We start from the raw sequence: 16,426 nt of genomic DNA, 5'->3' as shown, positions 1-16,426 counted from the left end.
GATATAAAGTTTGCAAGCAACTAGAGCGAGAGGGTGGTCCATAATGAAATTATCACTACGCATGAAGCTTATTCTGATCGGTGCGATTCCAATATTTTGCTACGCTGTATCCAGTATCGTTCTGCTGGGCCAGCAGCGCGATATGTACAACACTATGGCCAGGGATATCTACAACATAGCTACTCAGGTTAATTCATTTGTTTTAAATGGAGACCGGGATATGTATCAGTCGTATTCCGCTTATTTGGAGCTTGCATCAGGCCAACTGGAACAAGCGGACAGAGAGCGGGCGAAAAATGATTTGGTGCTGAACCGGGACCAGGCAATCGATAATATCGAAAAAGCAAAGCTGGTTATGGAGGATGCGAATTTGCTGGATTTAACCTATCCCGGTTCAGGAAAAACGGCAGGCTCTATTTTTGAGCAATTTCATGTTCATTTTCCAAGATGGAGCGAACGAGCTGTCCAAGCAGTGGAGGCGGGTGGCAAGCTTGATGTAAGCGATAGCTTTCAGCAGGATTTTTTAACTGGCCGGAGCGGTGTAGACGAGATTGACGGAATTATAGATGCATATATGGAGCAGCGTATGGATGAAATCAAGGAAAGCATGGAGTCGTCCCAGCTTCTATTGTATACAGCCATTGCTCTGGTTACGCTGACGCTAAGCGCTATAATAGCTGTTATTGTCAGGCAAATTGCGAGGACGATCCGCTCCGTTGTGCGCAAAACGGCGCAGGTTGGAGCAGGCGACTTGACAGCGTCCGCCGAGCTCAAATACGGAACGGATGAAATCGGGCAAATCTCAAGATCGGTGGATCAAATGATTCAAAGCATGAATGCGTTAATTGCCGGAATTGTAAGCGGCACGCGCGAGGTGTCGCAATCCTCGTCCATGCTGTTGTCCGCTGCATCCGAATCTTCAACTGCAGCACAGCATGTCGCTGCCAATGTGCAGGAGGTTGCAAGCGGCTCGGAGACGCAAGCGAGGGGCGCGGACGAGGCGTCGCGGGCGATGGAGGAGATGGCCGTTGGCATTAGCCGGATTGCAACCAATACCTCCGTCTTGGCGGATCATTCCGTTACAACGTCCATTCAAAGCCAGGAAGGACAGCAAGCATTGGAACGGCTGGTGGAGCAGATGAACGGAATCAGCGCCACGATCGGCACGTTGTCCGGCATCATCGGTTCCCTGGAAAATCGTTCGCGCCAAATCGGGGAAATTGTTGAAAATATTACCGCGTTTGCGAGTCAAACAAATATTTTGTCGCTTAATGCTTCAATTGAGGCGGCAAGGGCCGGTGAACAAGGACGTGGTTTTGCAGTTGTAGCGGGCGAAATTCGCAAGCTGGCTGCAAATTCGATGGAGTCCGCGGAAGGAATCAACGAGCTGATAGGTCTGACGAGAGACGAAATTGGCCAAGCATCCCGCTATATGGGAGAAAGCCAGCGTGAGGTTGCCATCGGAGGAGAGCGGGTAAGGGATGTGGTGCATAATCTTGACGTTATCGCATCCGCAATTGCCGGGATGGCAGAGCAGCTTCAGGAAAATTCCGCAATCGCCCAGCAAATGTCCGCAAGCTCGGAGCAAGTAAGCGCGTCCATGGATCAAACTGCGCACACCGCTTCTCAAAATCTGCAAAAAGCAGAGACGGTAGCGGCTGCGACAGAGGAACAGCTTGCTCTGATGGACAACATCAATGCAGCGGCGCTCAGACTGGATGAAATCGTAACCGAGTTGAATGGTTCAACCGCCAAGTTTAAGGTAAAGGTGTAACGATAATCACAAGGCAAACAAACCGTCCCTTTTGCGCTGGAAGACATGCGTTTATGCCGCATGACTCCGCAAAAGGGATTTTTTTTCAAAAAATGATGAAATGATTGAGGGAATTTGTAACTTTTTCTACATGAGCATCGTCTAAGATGGTAGATTAGAATTATGAATACATACAGAGATTTTGGAGTGTATGAAGGTGCGTGTTCAAAAGGTTTGCTTTGAACAACCTCTTAAAGCTCCAAAGAGGGGAGTGAGGAGATCAATGGCCATTTCTCAAGGAATGGAGACAGAAGCCGCTCCGCAAACCGGCGAAGAAGACGTCAGTCTGGACGGTGAGCAAGCGGTTGAGACAAGGGAAGCCGTTCAGAAAGCCGCTTCGCACAATCAAGGCAAGCTTTTGGTCGTCAACCAGGTAGAGCGTATTTTCCAGGTAGGCGGCAATGCCCTGCATGTGCTAAAAGGCATTCAAATGGAAGTAAAGCAGAAGCAGCTTGTCATGCTTAAGGGCCGCTCCGGCTCCGGCAAAACGACGCTGCTTAATTGTCTGGGCGGACTGGATACGCCAAGCAAAGGCGAAATTCTGTTCAGGGATAAGCCCTTCAGCAAAATGAATGACGACCAGCGCACGCTGGTGAGGCGCAAGGATATGGGCTTTATTTTCCAGGCATTTGCCCTGATGCCGTTGTTGTCCGCGTATGAAAATGTTGAGCTTTCTCTCCGCATGGCGGGAAAGCCGCGTTCGGAATGGAAAAGCAGAGTGGTTGAATGTCTGGAGCTGGTAGGCCTGGGCAAACGGATGCATCACCGTCCCTTCGAGATGTCCGGGGGCGAGCAGCAGCGGGTTGCGATCGCCAAGGCGATTGCCCATAGGCCTTTATTGCTGCTGGCGGATGAGCCAACCGCTGAGCTGGATACAGGAATGTCCGCTCAAATTATGGCGGTCTTTCAAAATATTATTGCTACTGAACACGTTTCTATTTGTATGACTACACATGATCCTACGATTTTGGAGGTTGCCGACCATGTCTATGAAATGGTGGACGGAAAGTTTATTTAAACGCTCAATGATTATTGCTCTAAGCGCTTCGCTGGCCTTTACCAGCGGATGTGCCTTGCTTCCCGATGAAAAGGAAGAGGAGGTGCTGCCGGAAATCGTTCCGGCGCAAATTTCCAAAAAGCCGGAATACGAGGTCAAAACCAAAGATCTTAATACTGAAATTTCTTTGATCGGCAAGCTGATCTCCCTGGAAGAGGAGACGATGCATTTTACCCTTGACGGGAAAAACCTGAAGGAGCTTTATATCAAGGTTGGCGATAAGGTTCAGGCGGGCGATGTTATCGCCGAGCTGGATGTCGAGGAGCTGAAAAAATCGCTTCGTCTGGAGCGAATTTCCTTCAAGGCTCAAGAAAACGAAATGAAGCAGACGCTTCGCGAACGCGATGAGATGGACCCGCTGGACTTTGAAACGAAACAAATTGCTTTTGAAGAAAAGCGGCAAAAGCTGGCCGATTTGGAGGAGGAGATCAACAAGGCGGTTTTGTATGCTCCATTCTCCGGCACCATCGTATCGGTAACCGCAAAAAAAGGCGATGTAATCAAAAAGTATGCTCCGATTGCCATCGTAGCCGATACCGCGCTTATTACTCCTGCCTCAAAGCTGACAAAAAACGAGCTTGAAAAGGTAGCGCCGGGTATGGAAGCCCTCGTCAGCATCAGCAATGTCGGCAATTTTGTAGGTAAAGTCAAGACGCTGCCGGTCAAAAGCGAAGAAAACAACAATAACGGCGGCGGAAGTGACGGGGAAAACAAGCTGGAGCGTCCCGAAGATTTTATGTTAATTGATGTCAAAGATCTGCCTGCAGGCTTGAATCGGGGTACTCCTATTTCCATTAAAGTCATTACGAAGCGAACCAAAGATGCAATCGTAATTCCGCCATCCGCATTGCGCAGCATCGGCTCCAGAACGTACGTGCAGGTTGTAGATGAAGACGGCAAGCGAGAGGTTGACGTTGAGGTTGGCCAGCAAACAGCAGTCGACGTCGAAATATTGCAGGGGCTAAAGCCTGGACAGAAAGTCGTAGGTCGATAAGCCATGGGTATTCCGCTGTTCCGATTCCTATTCCGCAAAATGTGGAATACTCGCTGGCTAACCCTTAGTACGCTGGCGGGTCTCATTATGGCTGTAGCGTTTGCGACCAGCATTCCGATGTATGCGGACGGCGCGCTGAAGCGGGTTGTGGCGCAGTCGCTGCAAGAAAAAAGCACAGGACTGCCTGCTGGCTCCTTGCTTGTGCGCTACCAGTCAACGCCGGGGCAGGCGACCGATCTGGCCGCGCTATCTTCTCTGGAGGGCTATATTAAAGAAAAGGTGCCTGACGAGATTGGCTTTTCTTATGACACCTATCTCAATCTATACTCTATCCGCAGCGCGGATTTGTCGCCGGAGGATCCCACCAAGGTGGATGCCGGCCGCAGCCGCCAGCTCGCACTGGCAACGATGTCAGGACTTGTCGATCATACCGAAATCGTGCAGGGTAAATGGTTTTCAGACACGCCTGGCAACGGTGAATTGATTGAAGCCGTCATGCTGGAGGAGGCCATGTTCCGCAACGACGTCCATATCGGCGATATTTTTGAATACCCTGTATACGGCGGATTGAATCTGACGCTGCGGGTCAAGATTGTAGGAGCTTATAACCCGCTGGATGCTACAGATTCCTATTGGTATCAGGGTCTGGAAGGCCAGCTGAGCACGCTGCTGGTGAGCGGCGATACCTTCCAGAAGCTGCTGCTAGAAAAGTTCAAAATTCCGCTTCACAACGGAAGCTGGTATTACGCCTTTGATTTGTCCGAGGTGCAGACCAGCCAGCTTTCTCCGCTTGGACGGACGCTTAATCGTCTGGATGTCGAGCTGTATCAGATTCTTAAAGATACACGAGTGGAAATTTCCTTTGCATCTACTTTGACGGAGTTCAAAAGACAAAGCCTGCAGCTGCAAACCATGTTGTTTACATTGGCTGCACCGATGATTGCAATGGTCTTTTTCTTTATTGCAATGAATGCAAGGCAGTCGCTTGACAAGCAAAGAAGCGATATTGCCGTATTGCGAAGCCGGGGCGCAGGCACTCGGCAAATTATATGGATTTATTTGCTGGAGGGTTTGCTGCTGGGGGCGATTGCGCTGGCAACGGGACCGTTTATGGGCTGGTTTATGGCCAAAAGCATCGGTTCTGCAAACGGCTTTCTCTCCTTCGTCAACCGGAAATCGATTCCGGTCGGCTTTTCGACAGAAGCGATGATCGCAGGCGGCGCGGCGGTGCTGCTGGCGATTCTGGCAACGGTCATTCCGGCGGTTATTTACGCCCGCTCATCCATAGTCAGCTACAAGCAGGAGCTTGCCCGTTCTGACCGGAAGCCGGTTTGGCAGCGCTGGTTCCTTGATGTGCTGCTCCTGCTGGCGTCCGCTTATGGATGGTATATGTTCAACGAACGGCAAATGCTGACGTTTCAAACCGGCATGACCACCGATCAGCTTAATGTTCAGCCGTTTCTATTTTTTGTGCCGGCGCTTGCTATCTTTTCGCTAGGATTATTTTTCCTGCGGGTGTTCCCATGGCTGTTGAGCCTGTTTAACTGGCTCGGCAGGAAGTTTCTGCCGGTACCGCTTTATTTGACGCTGACTCAGCTGTCGCGCTCATCCAAAGGGTATTATCCGCTCATGATTTTGCTTGTGCTTACGCTGGGTCTTGGTGTCTATAACGCATCGGCAGCAAGGACCATTGATCTGAACTCCACGGAGCGAACCTTGTACAAATATGGCTCGGATGTCATTATTCAGAGCGCATGGGACGGTACTCCCGAAGCGACGAGACCTTCCGGAGGAGGCAACCAAGGCGGGGGGAACAGCGGAGGAGGCAACCAAGGCGGGGGCAACGGCGGAGGAGGCAATGGAGGCGGCGGAAATCCAGGCGGCGGAGGCAATCAAGCCCCCACACCAACCAAAATCCTGTATAACGAGCCGCCGTTTGAAATCTATCGCCAGCTTGACGGCGTAGAAGCCGCCGCGCGCGTGCTGAAGACTAAAGGAAATGTTGTTATTTCCGGCAAGTCGATTGGTCAGGGGAGTATTCTTGGCATCGATAATACGGATTTTTCCAAGGTCGCATGGTTCCGCGATGATTTGTACCCTGTTCATCCGTTTCATTATTTGGCTAATCTGGGGCTCTATGAGCATGCCGCGATTATTCCGACAAGTGTTGCGGAGAAATACCAGCTCAAGCTGGGAGATACCATTTCGGTTGGCTTTACGGATGGTATGCTTGAATTTTCGGTTGTAGGCATCTTGCCATATTGGCCTACCCAATACCCGGACAAATCGCCGTTTGTTATCGCCAATCTGGATTATATTTTTGATCAGCTTCCGATGATTCCTTATGAAGTGTGGCTCAAAATGAAGCCTGATGCATCGGTAGCTTCGGTTGTAGAAGAGCTTCAGAAGCAAAACATTGAGCTGGTGTCCGTCAAGGATGTTGGAAGCGAGTTGGTCACCCAAGCGAAACATCCAACGAGAGGCGGAGTATTCGGCATATTGAGCTTAGGCTTCCTGGTGTCGGTTGTCATTACGCTGGCTGGTTATATTCTTTATTGGTTCTTCAACCTGTCGGGGCGTTCGGTTCAGTTCGGCGTATTGCGCGCCATGGGACTCTCCCGCAGGCAATTAACCGGCATGCTGCTGCTGGAGCAAGTGTTTACAGCAGGCCTTGCAATTGGCCTCGGCGTTTTGATTGGCAAAGGGGTCAGTCTGGTTTTCCTTCCATTCCTGCAAACCGCCGATAATGTGGCGGAGACCGTTCCGCCATTCCGGGTCGTATTTGAGGCCAGCGATACAAACCAGCTGTTTATCGTTGTTGGCTTTATGATGATTATCGGGGCGCTGCTGCTCTTCCTGCGCATTCGCAGTCTTCGAGTGCATCAAGCGGTCAAAATGGGAGAGGAGAGTTAACGTCAGATGATTCATTGCGAAGGTCTTGTTAAAATTTACAAAACAGATGATCTTGAGGTTGTTGCCCTCCAAGGCTTGAATTTGACAGTAGAAGCCGGCGAGCTGATGGCGATTATCGGCAACAGCGGCAGCGGCAAATCGACTCTTCTGAATACGCTGGGCGGTCTTGACCGCCCTTCTGCGGGACAGGTGAGAGTCGGCCAGTGGGATTTGCTCAAAATTTCCGAAGAGGATCTTGTGAAATATAAAAGAGATACCGTCGGTTTTATTTGGCAGAATAATGCCCGCAACCTGCTGCCTTACCTGACCGCCTTGGAAAATGTAGAAATGCCGATGATGCTTTCCGGCAAGATGGATCGTCCATACGCCAAGCAGCTGCTGGAATGGGTTGGTCTGGGCCACCGTATGAACAACAAGCTGCATCAGCTTTCAGGCGGCGAGCAGCAGCGTGTAGCCATCGCCATCTCGCTGTGCAATCGTCCCAAGCTACTGCTTGCTGACGAACCGACAGGCTCCGTCGATACCGCGACATCGGATATGATTATGGGCATTTTCCGCAAGCTGAATCAGGAGCTCGGTGTAACGATTGTTATCGTTACGCATGACATGACGCTGGCGGGCAAGGTAGACCGGGTAGTGGCTATACGGGATGGATTGACAAGCACGGAGTTTATTAAACGCAACCCCAATATTACGGAAGGCGGAGAGCTGCCTTTCCAAGGCGGAAAGCTGGGAACGGTCCATGAAGCTTATGTCGTTGTCGATCGTGTAGGGCGCCTTCAAATTCCGAAAGAGTACCTGACATCCTTAGGCATCAAAGATAAAGCATCCATGGAATTCGACGGGGAAAAAATTATTATCTCGTCGCCAAAATCTCTAGGGGGAAACGATCATGAAGCCAAATAATATGATCAAAACGGGCTTGTCAAAATGGGTAAAAACAGGTATGGCCCTAACGATGGTTACGGGCACTCTCGCTGCTTGCAGCGGGAGCAATACCCCCTCGGATGCTGAAAACCGCGTTTTGCGCATTGGCGTTTTGTACGGCGGCTCGGACAGCGAGCCTTATTTTCGCCAGCAATATACCGACATTTATGAATACAATCATCCCAACATCAAGTTTGAAATTGTAGGGGCCATTAATTATGAAGACCAGCGATTCCAGTCTACAAGCCCGGATGAGCCGGCCAAGCAGCCTGACCCTTACGAAAAAATGAAAGAAATGATGACCGGCCAAAATCCGGTTGACCTCGTCGTTATCGACTACAGCATGCTGCGCAAATTTACGCAGGATAATTTACTTCAACCGTTGGACCCGCTTATTGCCAAAGATAAATTTGATTTGTCCGACTATGTGCCTACCGTTATTGACGGCATCAAAGCGCTTGGCGACAATCAAGTGTTTGCTTTGACGCCATCCTTTACTTCTTCGGCATTGTATTACAATAAAAAGATATTTGCCGATCTTGGTGTCGAACCGCCTACAGACAAGATGGAGTGGAGCGAGGTTTTTGCTAAAGCGCGTCAGGTGGCAAACGGCGAAGGTGAAGATCGCACCTTCGGATTTATGCTGAACCGCTGGTCATCGGATCCTTACAGTGATGTGCAAAATTATGCAAATGCGCTTCAACTGAAAATGTGGGACGACAAAGCTGAAAACATGATGGTTAACAGCGAGCAATGGATTAAAGCAACCGAGCAAATCGTTTCATTGTACGATGAAAAAATTGTACCGAATCAAGAGTTTATGAATCAAATGTATGAAAAAATTAGCAATGAAGGCGGAAGCGACCCCTTCTACGGTGATTTGTTTGTGCAAGGCAAGGTTGCCATGATGGTTAGCGATTCCACCTATGTGAATGAATTAAAGAAGTTTTCGGATAATGCTGCAAGCATCAGTAATTTTGAAATGGTGGATTGGGATATTGTAACGGTTCCTACAAGCCCTAACAACCCGAGTGCCGGAGGAAATATTGGATTAAGCCAGCTGATGGGCATCAATGCCAAGGCCCAAAACGCTGCTGATGCCTGGGAGTTTATCAAATTCTCAAACAGCAAGGAATGGGCAAAGCTGAAATCCAGAAGCAACTACGAGCTGGTGGCGCGTAAGGAGTTCCTTCTGCCGGTGGGCGGAATGAGCTATAATATTGACGCGTTTACGCTGCTGACGCCGCTCCCGCCCGCAACTACCAATATGGATAATATCTATAGCGAAAAGCCAAACATTTGGGAAGTATCGAATATCGGCTACCAATTGTTTGAAAACATCAGGGACGGCTCCAAAACGGTTGCTGAGGCAATGGCCGAATGGGAAACAAGGGGCAACGCCATCCTGCAAGGCCAGAGCGAGTCTGGCGAAGGCGGAGGCGTAGCGCGTTTCTCTGACGATGAAGAAGCCAAACGGAAGGCGCTGGAAGCGGCCTCTGGCGAAGCGGAAGCGGAGCCTGCTACAGAAGCAACAGAAGAAACAACAGAACAAGCAACCACTGAATAAGAGGCTTACGAAATAATATCCCTTTTAAACATCTGGATGCATAATAACATGATGATGCACAAGGCCATCTTCACTGCGTTTCCTAACACAGTGAGGATGGCCTTGTAACGTTTAACGAACAATTTCATGCTTGAATTTAGCAGAATTGGGCATTATAAGTTCAGCATCTCTTCTAGTGTATGAGGTACAGGCAATGGGAGGTCATAAACGATGAAGTGGATTTATTGGCTCAGGCTGTACGATACCAAATTTCAGGCTGGTTGTTTGCAGCGCAGAATGGAAAATGACTGGTGGATATACGGCTATGACAGCCCTCGTGAAATCGAAATTTACCGGGCCCGTAGCGGCAGATACGGCATACGTTATTTGCCTTAAAAATAAAAATGAAAAAAGTGTTGACTATTGGTGGGATATTATAGTATATTAATTAAGTCGCCATTAAAGATACATGAAATGAATGGAATAATGTCGCGGGGTGGAGCAGCTCGGTAGCTCGTCGGGCTCATAACCCGAAGGCCGCAGGTTCAAATCCTGCCCCCGCAACCAAAACTTCGATCAAGCGTTGACATAAACGTTATTCGAGGGCCCTTAGCTCAGTTGGTTAGAGCGGTCGGCTCATAACCGATTGGTCGGGGGTTCGAGTCCCTCAGGGCCCACCATTTGTTCACAAGTATCTCCACATGCCGGGGTGGCGGAACTGGCAGACGCACAGGACTTAAAATCCTGCGGTGGGTGACCACCGTACGGGTTCGATTCCCGTCCTCGGCACCATAGCTTTAAGCTGAAATCCCTTGATACATAAGGGGTTTTTTTGTTTTTTATAAGTGAAATTTTATAGCACAAAATCTACGCTTAGGCGTTATTTTTGTTTTTGGGGACATTTTGGGGGCGAAATTTTGATCTATTGCTTTCCAGATCAGATGTAGTCTTGTGACGCTTGGGAGACTACTCTCCAATCTGTACTCAACTCAAAGGCTCTATGTTATAATTGTTTCAAAAAAAATGCGGTATCGAAAAATGAAGAAAATGATCATTTCATTTGTAGCGGGAGCAATGTTTGCTACCGCTGGTACGGCTGCGGCAACGAGCGTAATTGAACGCGTCACAGCATCTGTTCGGACAGACTATAGTGTGGAATTGTATGGGCAAAAGGTTACTCTTATAAATGCATCACTTGCATACAATGGATCTTCTTATTTTCCAGTAATAGAAATTTCTGAATTGCTTGGAAAAAAAGTAGGATTTGACAGCGGGGTGATTAAGATAAAACTCCTGGAGGAGAGAGTGCATCAGGTTCATCTGTAGTTGAGGAAGTTTTAATTAATGAGGTTAACTCGTTAAATTTAAGTCAAGTAAAAAAAGAAATTTTCACAGCAGAACAGTTAATATGTGTATATAAAATTGAAGTCGCAAGCGGGATCGTTACTGGCAAAGTAGCAGCAGAAGATCTAAATACATTACCGATCTTGAATATGCAAGAGCGGAAGGGAATGCAATTAAGAACCTTTACTTCAAAGAATGGACTTATCCAGCTGGTTACAATTTCCACATTGCTGGAACTAAGTACTTAAATGGGATGGGAATCATTCTTTATGGCAGCGATAGCGGAAAAGTATCACATAACTTGAATGGCGATTATAAGAGATTGACATCATTAATTGGGATAGATGACTACACCAAAAACTTTGCCGCGCGCGGAAGAGTCACCATTCTTGGTGATGGCGTTGAAATTTTTAAATCTGAACAATTAACTGGTGGAGATCCAGCAAAGAAAATGTTGATTTGTCCGGGGTACTAAAGTTGGAGGTTTTATTTGAAGGGATTAGTACTGGTGAGTTTGGAACTCACAATGACCAAGTTGACATTGTTTTGACTGAAACAAAGTTATTCCAGTAATCATAAACATTAAATCCGTACTAAATAAAAACTAAATAAAGAATTCGGCTCGTTAACCGCGAAAAGTTGATTGAATTGAATTTGGAGGTGGACCCAGAGCAATACTCATGGGAATAAATAATAACAGTTCTTCCATAGTAGAAACAATAAACCCGCTGTCCATTAGGATGGCGGGCTTTTTCTTTGAGTAGAAGTTCAGGAATAACTACTTGTAACTCTTAAACATACTGCTAAATGGAAAAAACAAACAGACTGTTATTTTGGATTTATCTTATATAAAATTTAATCAAACAAACAGAGGAGTGACATAATTTGAAGAGTTACAAAAAAATGAAAATAATTACGGCATTTTTTCTCACATTAATGGTAGCTTTACTGGGAATCCCTTCAATCTCCAACGCTGCCGCAATTGGTGATCAATTGAAGTCTCCTGAGAATGGCTGGAGTCGGTATGATGACACAAATAGTTTGTTTTCTTATGAGGGAACCTGGACTTCCAGTGGTTATGGTGATTCGGAGCTATACTATAATAATTCAAACCATGTTGCTACTGTTGAAGGATCAACAGTTAGTTTTACTTTTAAAGGCTCGAAACTTAGAATAATTGGCTCGATAAGATCGGATAAATCCAACGCTATGAATATTACTATTGATGGAGCAACCGATACATTTTCCGCATATGCAATTACAGGCCTTACACAAGTCTTGCTTTATGAAAAAACAAATATGTCATCAGGATACCATCAAGTGACTATTGAATTCGTGAAATCTTCTTCATCAGTTGTCAATTTTGTGTTTGACGCAATTGATATAGATACTAATGGAGAGTTGTCAGACCCTGATTTTGTTGAACCTGAGCCTACTCCAACTGCAACACCTGAACCGACTCTAACTCCTGAACAACCAACAGACAGCCGTGCAATTTTTGTTGTGACCTTGACTACTGGTCTTGAAAAGGAATATGACCTCAGCATGCAAGAAGTTAATGACTTTATTAATTGGTATGAGGCGAAACAAGAAGGAACAGGAAAGGCTTCGTATGCAATTAACAAGCACGACAATAATAAAGGCCCATTCAAGAGCCGCAAAGAATACATCTTATTTGACCGGATATTAACTTTTGAAGTAAGTGAATATTAAAACATAACAAATTCCACTGTCCATTAGGATGGTGGGATTTTTTTTATTAACTCTTTATTGTATAGGAAATATATTCTAAATATCAGACTGTTCTTCGTTGAATTTCTGGCGTATGCTTGAAAAAACATCTAGGAGATGATTGGAAAGTGAAAAAAGTTGGAATATCATTTATGGTGCTATTACTTGCTATTTGTGTAATTGTTACACCTGTATTTGCTTATGAAGGTGCAGGCACACTTGGAAGACCTATGAATGTATATTTAGGGCAAGGAAACGTGTTTCAGACAACAACCACTCTGGTAACAGATGGTGATAGCGATACATACTATCCATTAAAAGGGGGATGGTATTTAAACATTGGTGCTTCAGGTAGAGGTTATCCATTGAAAGCTGTAAGGCTTCAATCATCAGGAACCATGAACATAAGCTATTTTTCTCAAACGCTTTTACATTCTGAAAATAATAGCGGTAACGGTGAAATTGTGGAGTTTAACTCTAACTTGGATAGTGTAACTGGAATTGCCTTAATGAATTTAAGTAAGGATACAGTCAATGTGCATGAATTTGAATTCTACTATGCGGCACCAATTGAACCGACTAATTTAATTGGCTCACTTGTTGGAGAAACTGTTAATTTATCATGGACGGCCTCTATTAATAAGGGCTCAGTTTATAACATCTACCATAATGGTGTAAAAATTAACGATAAACCGATCAGTTCAACAGAATATACAATTCCTAATATTAAGCCTGGACTGAATAACACCTTTTATGTAACCTCTTTAAATCCAGTAGATGAAGAATCTCCTCATTCAAATGAAGTGAATATATTTGTTGAAAACCCTGTTGCTGATCGTGCGCTCTTAACAGTTCACCTAGCAGGTGGCATCGAAAGAGAATATGACCTCAGCATGCAGGAAGTAAATGCTTTTATTGATTGGTATGAATTGAAACAAGCCGGATCAGGCAAAGCTTCATACGCTATCAATAAGCATGACAATAATAAAGGCCCTTTTAAAAACCGCAAAGACTATCTACTATTTGATCGTATTCTGATGTTTGAAGTGAGCGAATACTAAAATAACAAGGCCCGCTATCCATTAGGACGGCGGGCATTTTAGTAATTGATTTTTTAAAGTAGACTATCTGGTTTTTTAAAAATCAATACTTCTAGTGCTAAAAGCTACTTGATAAAGATCTGTAGGGCTATTAAATACTGTTGCTTTAACCATGAAAAAAATCTCACAGTTTGGTGGTAGATATATGTTGCTTACAAGCTTTCCGTAGCCTACATCAAGGGCTTGAACCGGAGCGCTACTTGTCCCGGTAGGGTATTTAATGAAAAACTCGAAGTCATAGACTGCTGTTGCGGGTGATTGTAATGAGAAATTTATGAAAATAGGGGAGCTAGAAGTGTTTTTCCATTTAAAATAATCAACATCTGCTTGATTAGAGAGAAATAGAGTTAGGTACCCTAAGTTAGGTGTAATTTGAATTGCAGTTGCAGGAGTGTCCCCGATTCCAATGGCAGTAGGTTGGATTGATTCGGCATAAGCAGATTGTGCAAACGTCAACATACATACGGCAATAATAACTGCGAATATTTTTCTAATCTTCATCAGTTCCTCCGGATGTGATTTTTTAAGAAGCTGGCCAGCTGTCTCACTTTAAATATACCACAATAATCCATAATAGGGCATGAGACCCAAGTCCTTGTTTTGTAAAATCACGTAACTTTTATTGTCGAATTATGAAGGGAAAAACTTACAATCAGTAACAGGTGTGCTCCTTCTCATGTTCTTGCTTTCCCATCAAATCTCACTGTCTATTAGATGGCGGGATTTTTTTGTTTGAATACATATCAGGATGCAATTAGAAATACTTTGGAACAGGTATTTTTTTGCCATTGCATACCGAACATACATTTGCATATAATAAGAACAAACGTTCGCGATAGGGTGGGGGAGATGGATTACGGAAAACGGTCTATATTGTTGATCGATGGACAATCATTTTATGCCAGTGTGGAGAAGTCAGCCCATCCAGAATATAAAGATAAACCAGTTGCAGTTGGCGATGCGGAGCGAAGAAGCGGTATCATATTAGCCGCCTGCCCAATTGCAAAATCGCGTGGCGTAACAACAGCCAGGCAGGGTAGGCGAGGCTTTGGCGATATGCAAAGACCTAATTATTATTCGCCCTCGCATGCAGCGATATATTAGCATCTCATTGTTTATTACAAGCATCTTTGAGTGATTTACAGAACTGGTGGAGACTTATTCAATTGATGAGCAATTCCTGGATGTGACAGGATCAGTTACCCTTTACGGTTCTGCTGAAGAGATTGCACGAAAGATACAACATAATGTTGAACTTTCAACTGGCATGCTTTCAAGGATCGGAATTGGCCCCACAAAGGTCCTTGCGAAAACGGCAACAGATAACTTTGCCCAAAAACGGCCTGAAGGCATTTTTCAGTTGAACGCAACTAACATCGAGCGGGATTTATGGCCGCTGCCAGTCAGTAATATGTTCATGGTTGCTTCCCGGATGACGGCAAGATTTACGATGCAAGGTCTACGCACCATCGGAGATATAGCAAAGCTTGAGCTGCCCGTTTTTTAAAAGATGATGTGCCGGATGATGGGGAAACAATCCGATATCCAAGCGGAGTATTATTGGCAGACGGCCAACGGCATTGACCCCAGTCCCGTTGTGCCGTCAATAGCCACTCCACTCAAGTCTGTGAGCCACGGAAAAGCGCTTAGAGCATCCCTATACAGTCGCCGGGAGATATAGAAGTTGTATTGCTGGAGCTATGCATAGAAGTTGGCAGGCGGGCACGTAGCTTGGGAGTACAAGGCAGAGTAGTTGCCCTTGGAGTTGGTGAAACGAACGGGCAGCGGGAGGATGTATTTAACCGGCAAATGACGCTGATACGTCCAACATCACTAACTCATGATTTAGTCAATGCTGTTCAGACGCTTTTTGATCAATATTGGCAGGGGATGCCGGTTAGCCATATTGCGATTGTTTTAACAGGTCTGTCCTCCGACAAAATCCAGCAACTTGACCTATTTGAAGATCGAGCAAAGCAATTTGATCTGGAGTTGGTCACGGATGAGATAAAAGGTCGTTTTGGAGATGCCTACATTATGCGAACATCATCATTGCTTAATTCAGGCGTTGCCCGTGAAAGAGCTGGGCAGATAGGAGGGCATTTCAAATGACCAAGATAGATGGGAATGAACGATGGAAAACCAAAATGTTACTCACGGAACACAAGGAACAATATGAGCAGCATCATCAAGCTAAGATCGTTGGAATGCCAACTTCAGAAGAAATGACAATGATACGTGATTTTGTAATGTGTCCAAACATCATTTCGATGCTTCATCGGGGTATTGATCAAATTAGGACCGCAAACATCCCATTAAAAGAACTCCTTGCTCGTTGCCTAGAGGTCATTATGTTTTCGGTAACGGATGATTATTACACCCTAAAACGGGACTTGAAATCAAGAAACATCCAGGTCTTTGCTGATGTTACTGATGATGGCATTTTGTACCATAAATATCTTTGCCGTGTTTACGAAAACCGATTTGGTATCACAAGGGAAGCACTGAAAGCGGAAATCGGAAACCGACTAGCGAAGTATACAGATCAACTTGCTAAAAGTCTAAAACAAAATGGAGGAAGCAAAAATGGCGAAGGTAAAGGCTAAGAGGCCGACAAGAGACGAATACGTCTTGGAAGAGCTGGGGGAGCGCCTAGTGGAAGCCAAGGATGAAGGAACAACAGTGCAACTTGAGGTATGGGGCTGGGAAGACCAGGTTAAGGGCGTCATAACTTATTTGGATTCGCGTACAAAACTTGTCCATGTCGAATACAACGGAGAATTAACCAAAGTACCTTTTATGGACATTATGAAAGTCAGTAACGCAGAATAAACGAACAGGAATATTTTCCCGCCTTCCGAGTTGTAAAGGGTTTTGGGGAAGTGATGCCAGTCTAGGGCACCCTATTATCTGCTGTAAGGCAAAAGAGACCCTTTCACTAAAATGGGTCTCTTTTCATTTAATAAATCTTTTGTAACAAGCTGCTTGGCTTTCACATAGT

Annotated in this window: 17 protein-coding genes and 3 tRNA genes; 19 read left to right on the top strand and 1 reads right to left on the bottom strand. The window is 45.7% G+C overall.

Annotated features, from left to right (window positions below; all coding sequences use genetic code 11):
• The first annotated feature begins 43 nt into the window (after positions 1 to 43).
• From A7K91_RS15245 to A7K91_RS27085, 14 genes are all read left to right on the top strand, one after another.
• Positions 44 to 1,774: a methyl-accepting chemotaxis protein gene (locus A7K91_RS15245; protein ID WP_082967478.1), complete on the top strand. Its 1,731-nt coding sequence runs from the start codon at positions 44 to 46 to the stop codon at positions 1,772 to 1,774.
• Positions 1,775 to 2,036: 262 nt separating this feature from the next.
• Entirely contained in the window at positions 2,037 to 2,831 is a 795-nt protein-coding gene (locus A7K91_RS15240) for an ABC transporter ATP-binding protein (protein WP_082967477.1), read from the top strand.
• A complete protein-coding gene (locus A7K91_RS15235; RefSeq protein WP_068684172.1) occupies positions 2,797 to 3,864 on the top strand; it encodes an efflux RND transporter periplasmic adaptor subunit in 1,068 nt (355 codons plus the stop codon). Before A7K91_RS15240 ends, A7K91_RS15235 begins: the two co-directional genes overlap by 35 nt.
• A 3-nt stretch (positions 3,865 to 3,867) precedes the next feature.
• Positions 3,868 to 6,777: an ABC transporter permease gene (locus A7K91_RS15230; RefSeq protein ID WP_068684170.1), complete on the top strand. Its 2,910-nt coding sequence runs from the start codon at positions 3,868 to 3,870 to the stop codon at positions 6,775 to 6,777.
• Between the two features lie 6 nt (positions 6,778 to 6,783).
• Positions 6,784 to 7,683: an ABC transporter ATP-binding protein gene (locus A7K91_RS15225; RefSeq protein ID WP_068684168.1), complete on the top strand. Its 900-nt coding sequence runs from the start codon at positions 6,784 to 6,786 to the stop codon at positions 7,681 to 7,683.
• Positions 7,670 to 9,271 (top strand): ABC transporter substrate-binding protein, encoded by a 1,602-nt coding sequence (locus tag A7K91_RS15220; protein WP_068684166.1) that lies wholly within the window; start codon positions 7,670 to 7,672, stop codon positions 9,269 to 9,271. The genes A7K91_RS15225 and A7K91_RS15220 overlap by 14 nt, the downstream gene beginning before the upstream one ends.
• Before the next feature lie 210 nt (positions 9,272 to 9,481).
• Positions 9,482 to 9,646: a hypothetical protein gene (locus tag A7K91_RS26740; protein ID WP_169833417.1), complete on the top strand. Its 165-nt coding sequence runs from the start codon at positions 9,482 to 9,484 to the stop codon at positions 9,644 to 9,646.
• A gap of 94 nt (positions 9,647 to 9,740) precedes the next feature.
• Positions 9,741 to 9,817: transfer RNA gene (locus A7K91_RS15215), tRNA-Met, on the top strand.
• Positions 9,818 to 9,853: 36 nt separating this feature from the next.
• Positions 9,854 to 9,930 (top strand) — tRNA-Ile (locus tag A7K91_RS15210).
• A 23-nt stretch (positions 9,931 to 9,953) separates the two neighbouring features.
• Positions 9,954 to 10,042 (top strand) — tRNA-Leu (locus A7K91_RS15205).
• A 246-nt stretch (positions 10,043 to 10,288) separates the two neighbouring features.
• Positions 10,289 to 10,576, top strand: a complete 288-nt coding sequence (locus A7K91_RS15200) for a hypothetical protein (protein WP_068684164.1) — start codon at positions 10,289 to 10,291, stop codon at positions 10,574 to 10,576.
• Positions 10,577 to 10,727: 151 nt separating this feature from the next.
• A complete protein-coding gene (locus A7K91_RS26120; protein WP_082967476.1) occupies positions 10,728 to 11,069 on the top strand; it encodes an NPCBM/NEW2 domain-containing protein in 342 nt (113 codons plus the stop codon).
• A 410-nt stretch (positions 11,070 to 11,479) separates the two neighbouring features.
• On the top strand, positions 11,480 to 12,307 hold the full coding sequence (locus A7K91_RS15195) for a bacterial surface protein (RefSeq protein ID WP_245697532.1): 828 nt from the start codon (positions 11,480 to 11,482) through the stop codon (positions 12,305 to 12,307).
• Positions 12,308 to 12,453: 146 nt separating this feature from the next.
• The gene (locus tag A7K91_RS27085; protein WP_068684162.1) at positions 12,454 to 13,386 is read left to right on the top strand and encodes a fibronectin type III domain-containing protein; all 933 of its coding nucleotides are present in this window, start codon (positions 12,454 to 12,456) and stop codon (positions 13,384 to 13,386) included.
• A 75-nt stretch (positions 13,387 to 13,461) separates the two neighbouring features.
• On the opposite strand, the gene A7K91_RS15185 is transcribed toward A7K91_RS27085, so the two are convergent.
• Complete coding sequence (locus tag A7K91_RS15185) at positions 13,462 to 13,926, bottom strand: hypothetical protein (RefSeq protein WP_068684160.1); 465 nt, start codon at positions 13,924 to 13,926, stop codon at positions 13,462 to 13,464.
• Positions 13,927 to 14,274: 348 nt separating this feature from the next.
• Here A7K91_RS15185 and A7K91_RS27395 point away from each other — a divergent pair, with 348 nt between their 5' ends.
• The 5 genes from A7K91_RS27395 (at position 14,275) to A7K91_RS15170 (ending at position 16,257) form a co-directional block, all read left to right on the top strand.
• Positions 14,275 to 14,529, top strand: a complete 255-nt coding sequence (locus A7K91_RS27395; RefSeq protein WP_342671740.1) for a Y-family DNA polymerase — start codon at positions 14,275 to 14,277, stop codon at positions 14,527 to 14,529.
• An 82-nt stretch (positions 14,530 to 14,611) separates the two neighbouring features.
• Complete coding sequence (locus tag A7K91_RS27390; RefSeq protein WP_342671739.1) at positions 14,612 to 14,932, top strand: Y-family DNA polymerase; 321 nt, start codon at positions 14,612 to 14,614, stop codon at positions 14,930 to 14,932.
• Positions 14,933 to 15,078: 146 nt separating this feature from the next.
• On the top strand, positions 15,079 to 15,537 hold the full coding sequence (locus A7K91_RS27385) for a DinB/UmuC family translesion DNA polymerase (RefSeq protein ID WP_342671742.1): 459 nt from the start codon (positions 15,079 to 15,081) through the stop codon (positions 15,535 to 15,537).
• The gene (locus A7K91_RS15175; RefSeq protein ID WP_068684158.1) at positions 15,534 to 16,031 is read left to right on the top strand and encodes a YhjD family protein; all 498 of its coding nucleotides are present in this window, start codon (positions 15,534 to 15,536) and stop codon (positions 16,029 to 16,031) included. The genes A7K91_RS27385 and A7K91_RS15175 overlap by 4 nt, the downstream gene beginning before the upstream one ends.
• A complete protein-coding gene (locus A7K91_RS15170) occupies positions 16,012 to 16,257 on the top strand; it encodes a YolD-like family protein (RefSeq protein ID WP_068684156.1) in 246 nt (81 codons plus the stop codon). Before A7K91_RS15175 ends, A7K91_RS15170 begins: the two co-directional genes overlap by 20 nt.
• Positions 16,258 to 16,426: the final 169 nt, after the last annotated feature.

The sequence above is a fragment of the Paenibacillus oryzae genome (assembly GCF_001675045.1).
In the GTDB taxonomy this organism is placed as follows: Bacteria; Bacillota; Bacilli; order Paenibacillales; family Paenibacillaceae; genus Pristimantibacillus; species Pristimantibacillus oryzae.
Note: the sequence above shows the minus strand (reverse complement) of the source record. Positions and strands in the feature narration are given on the sequence as shown.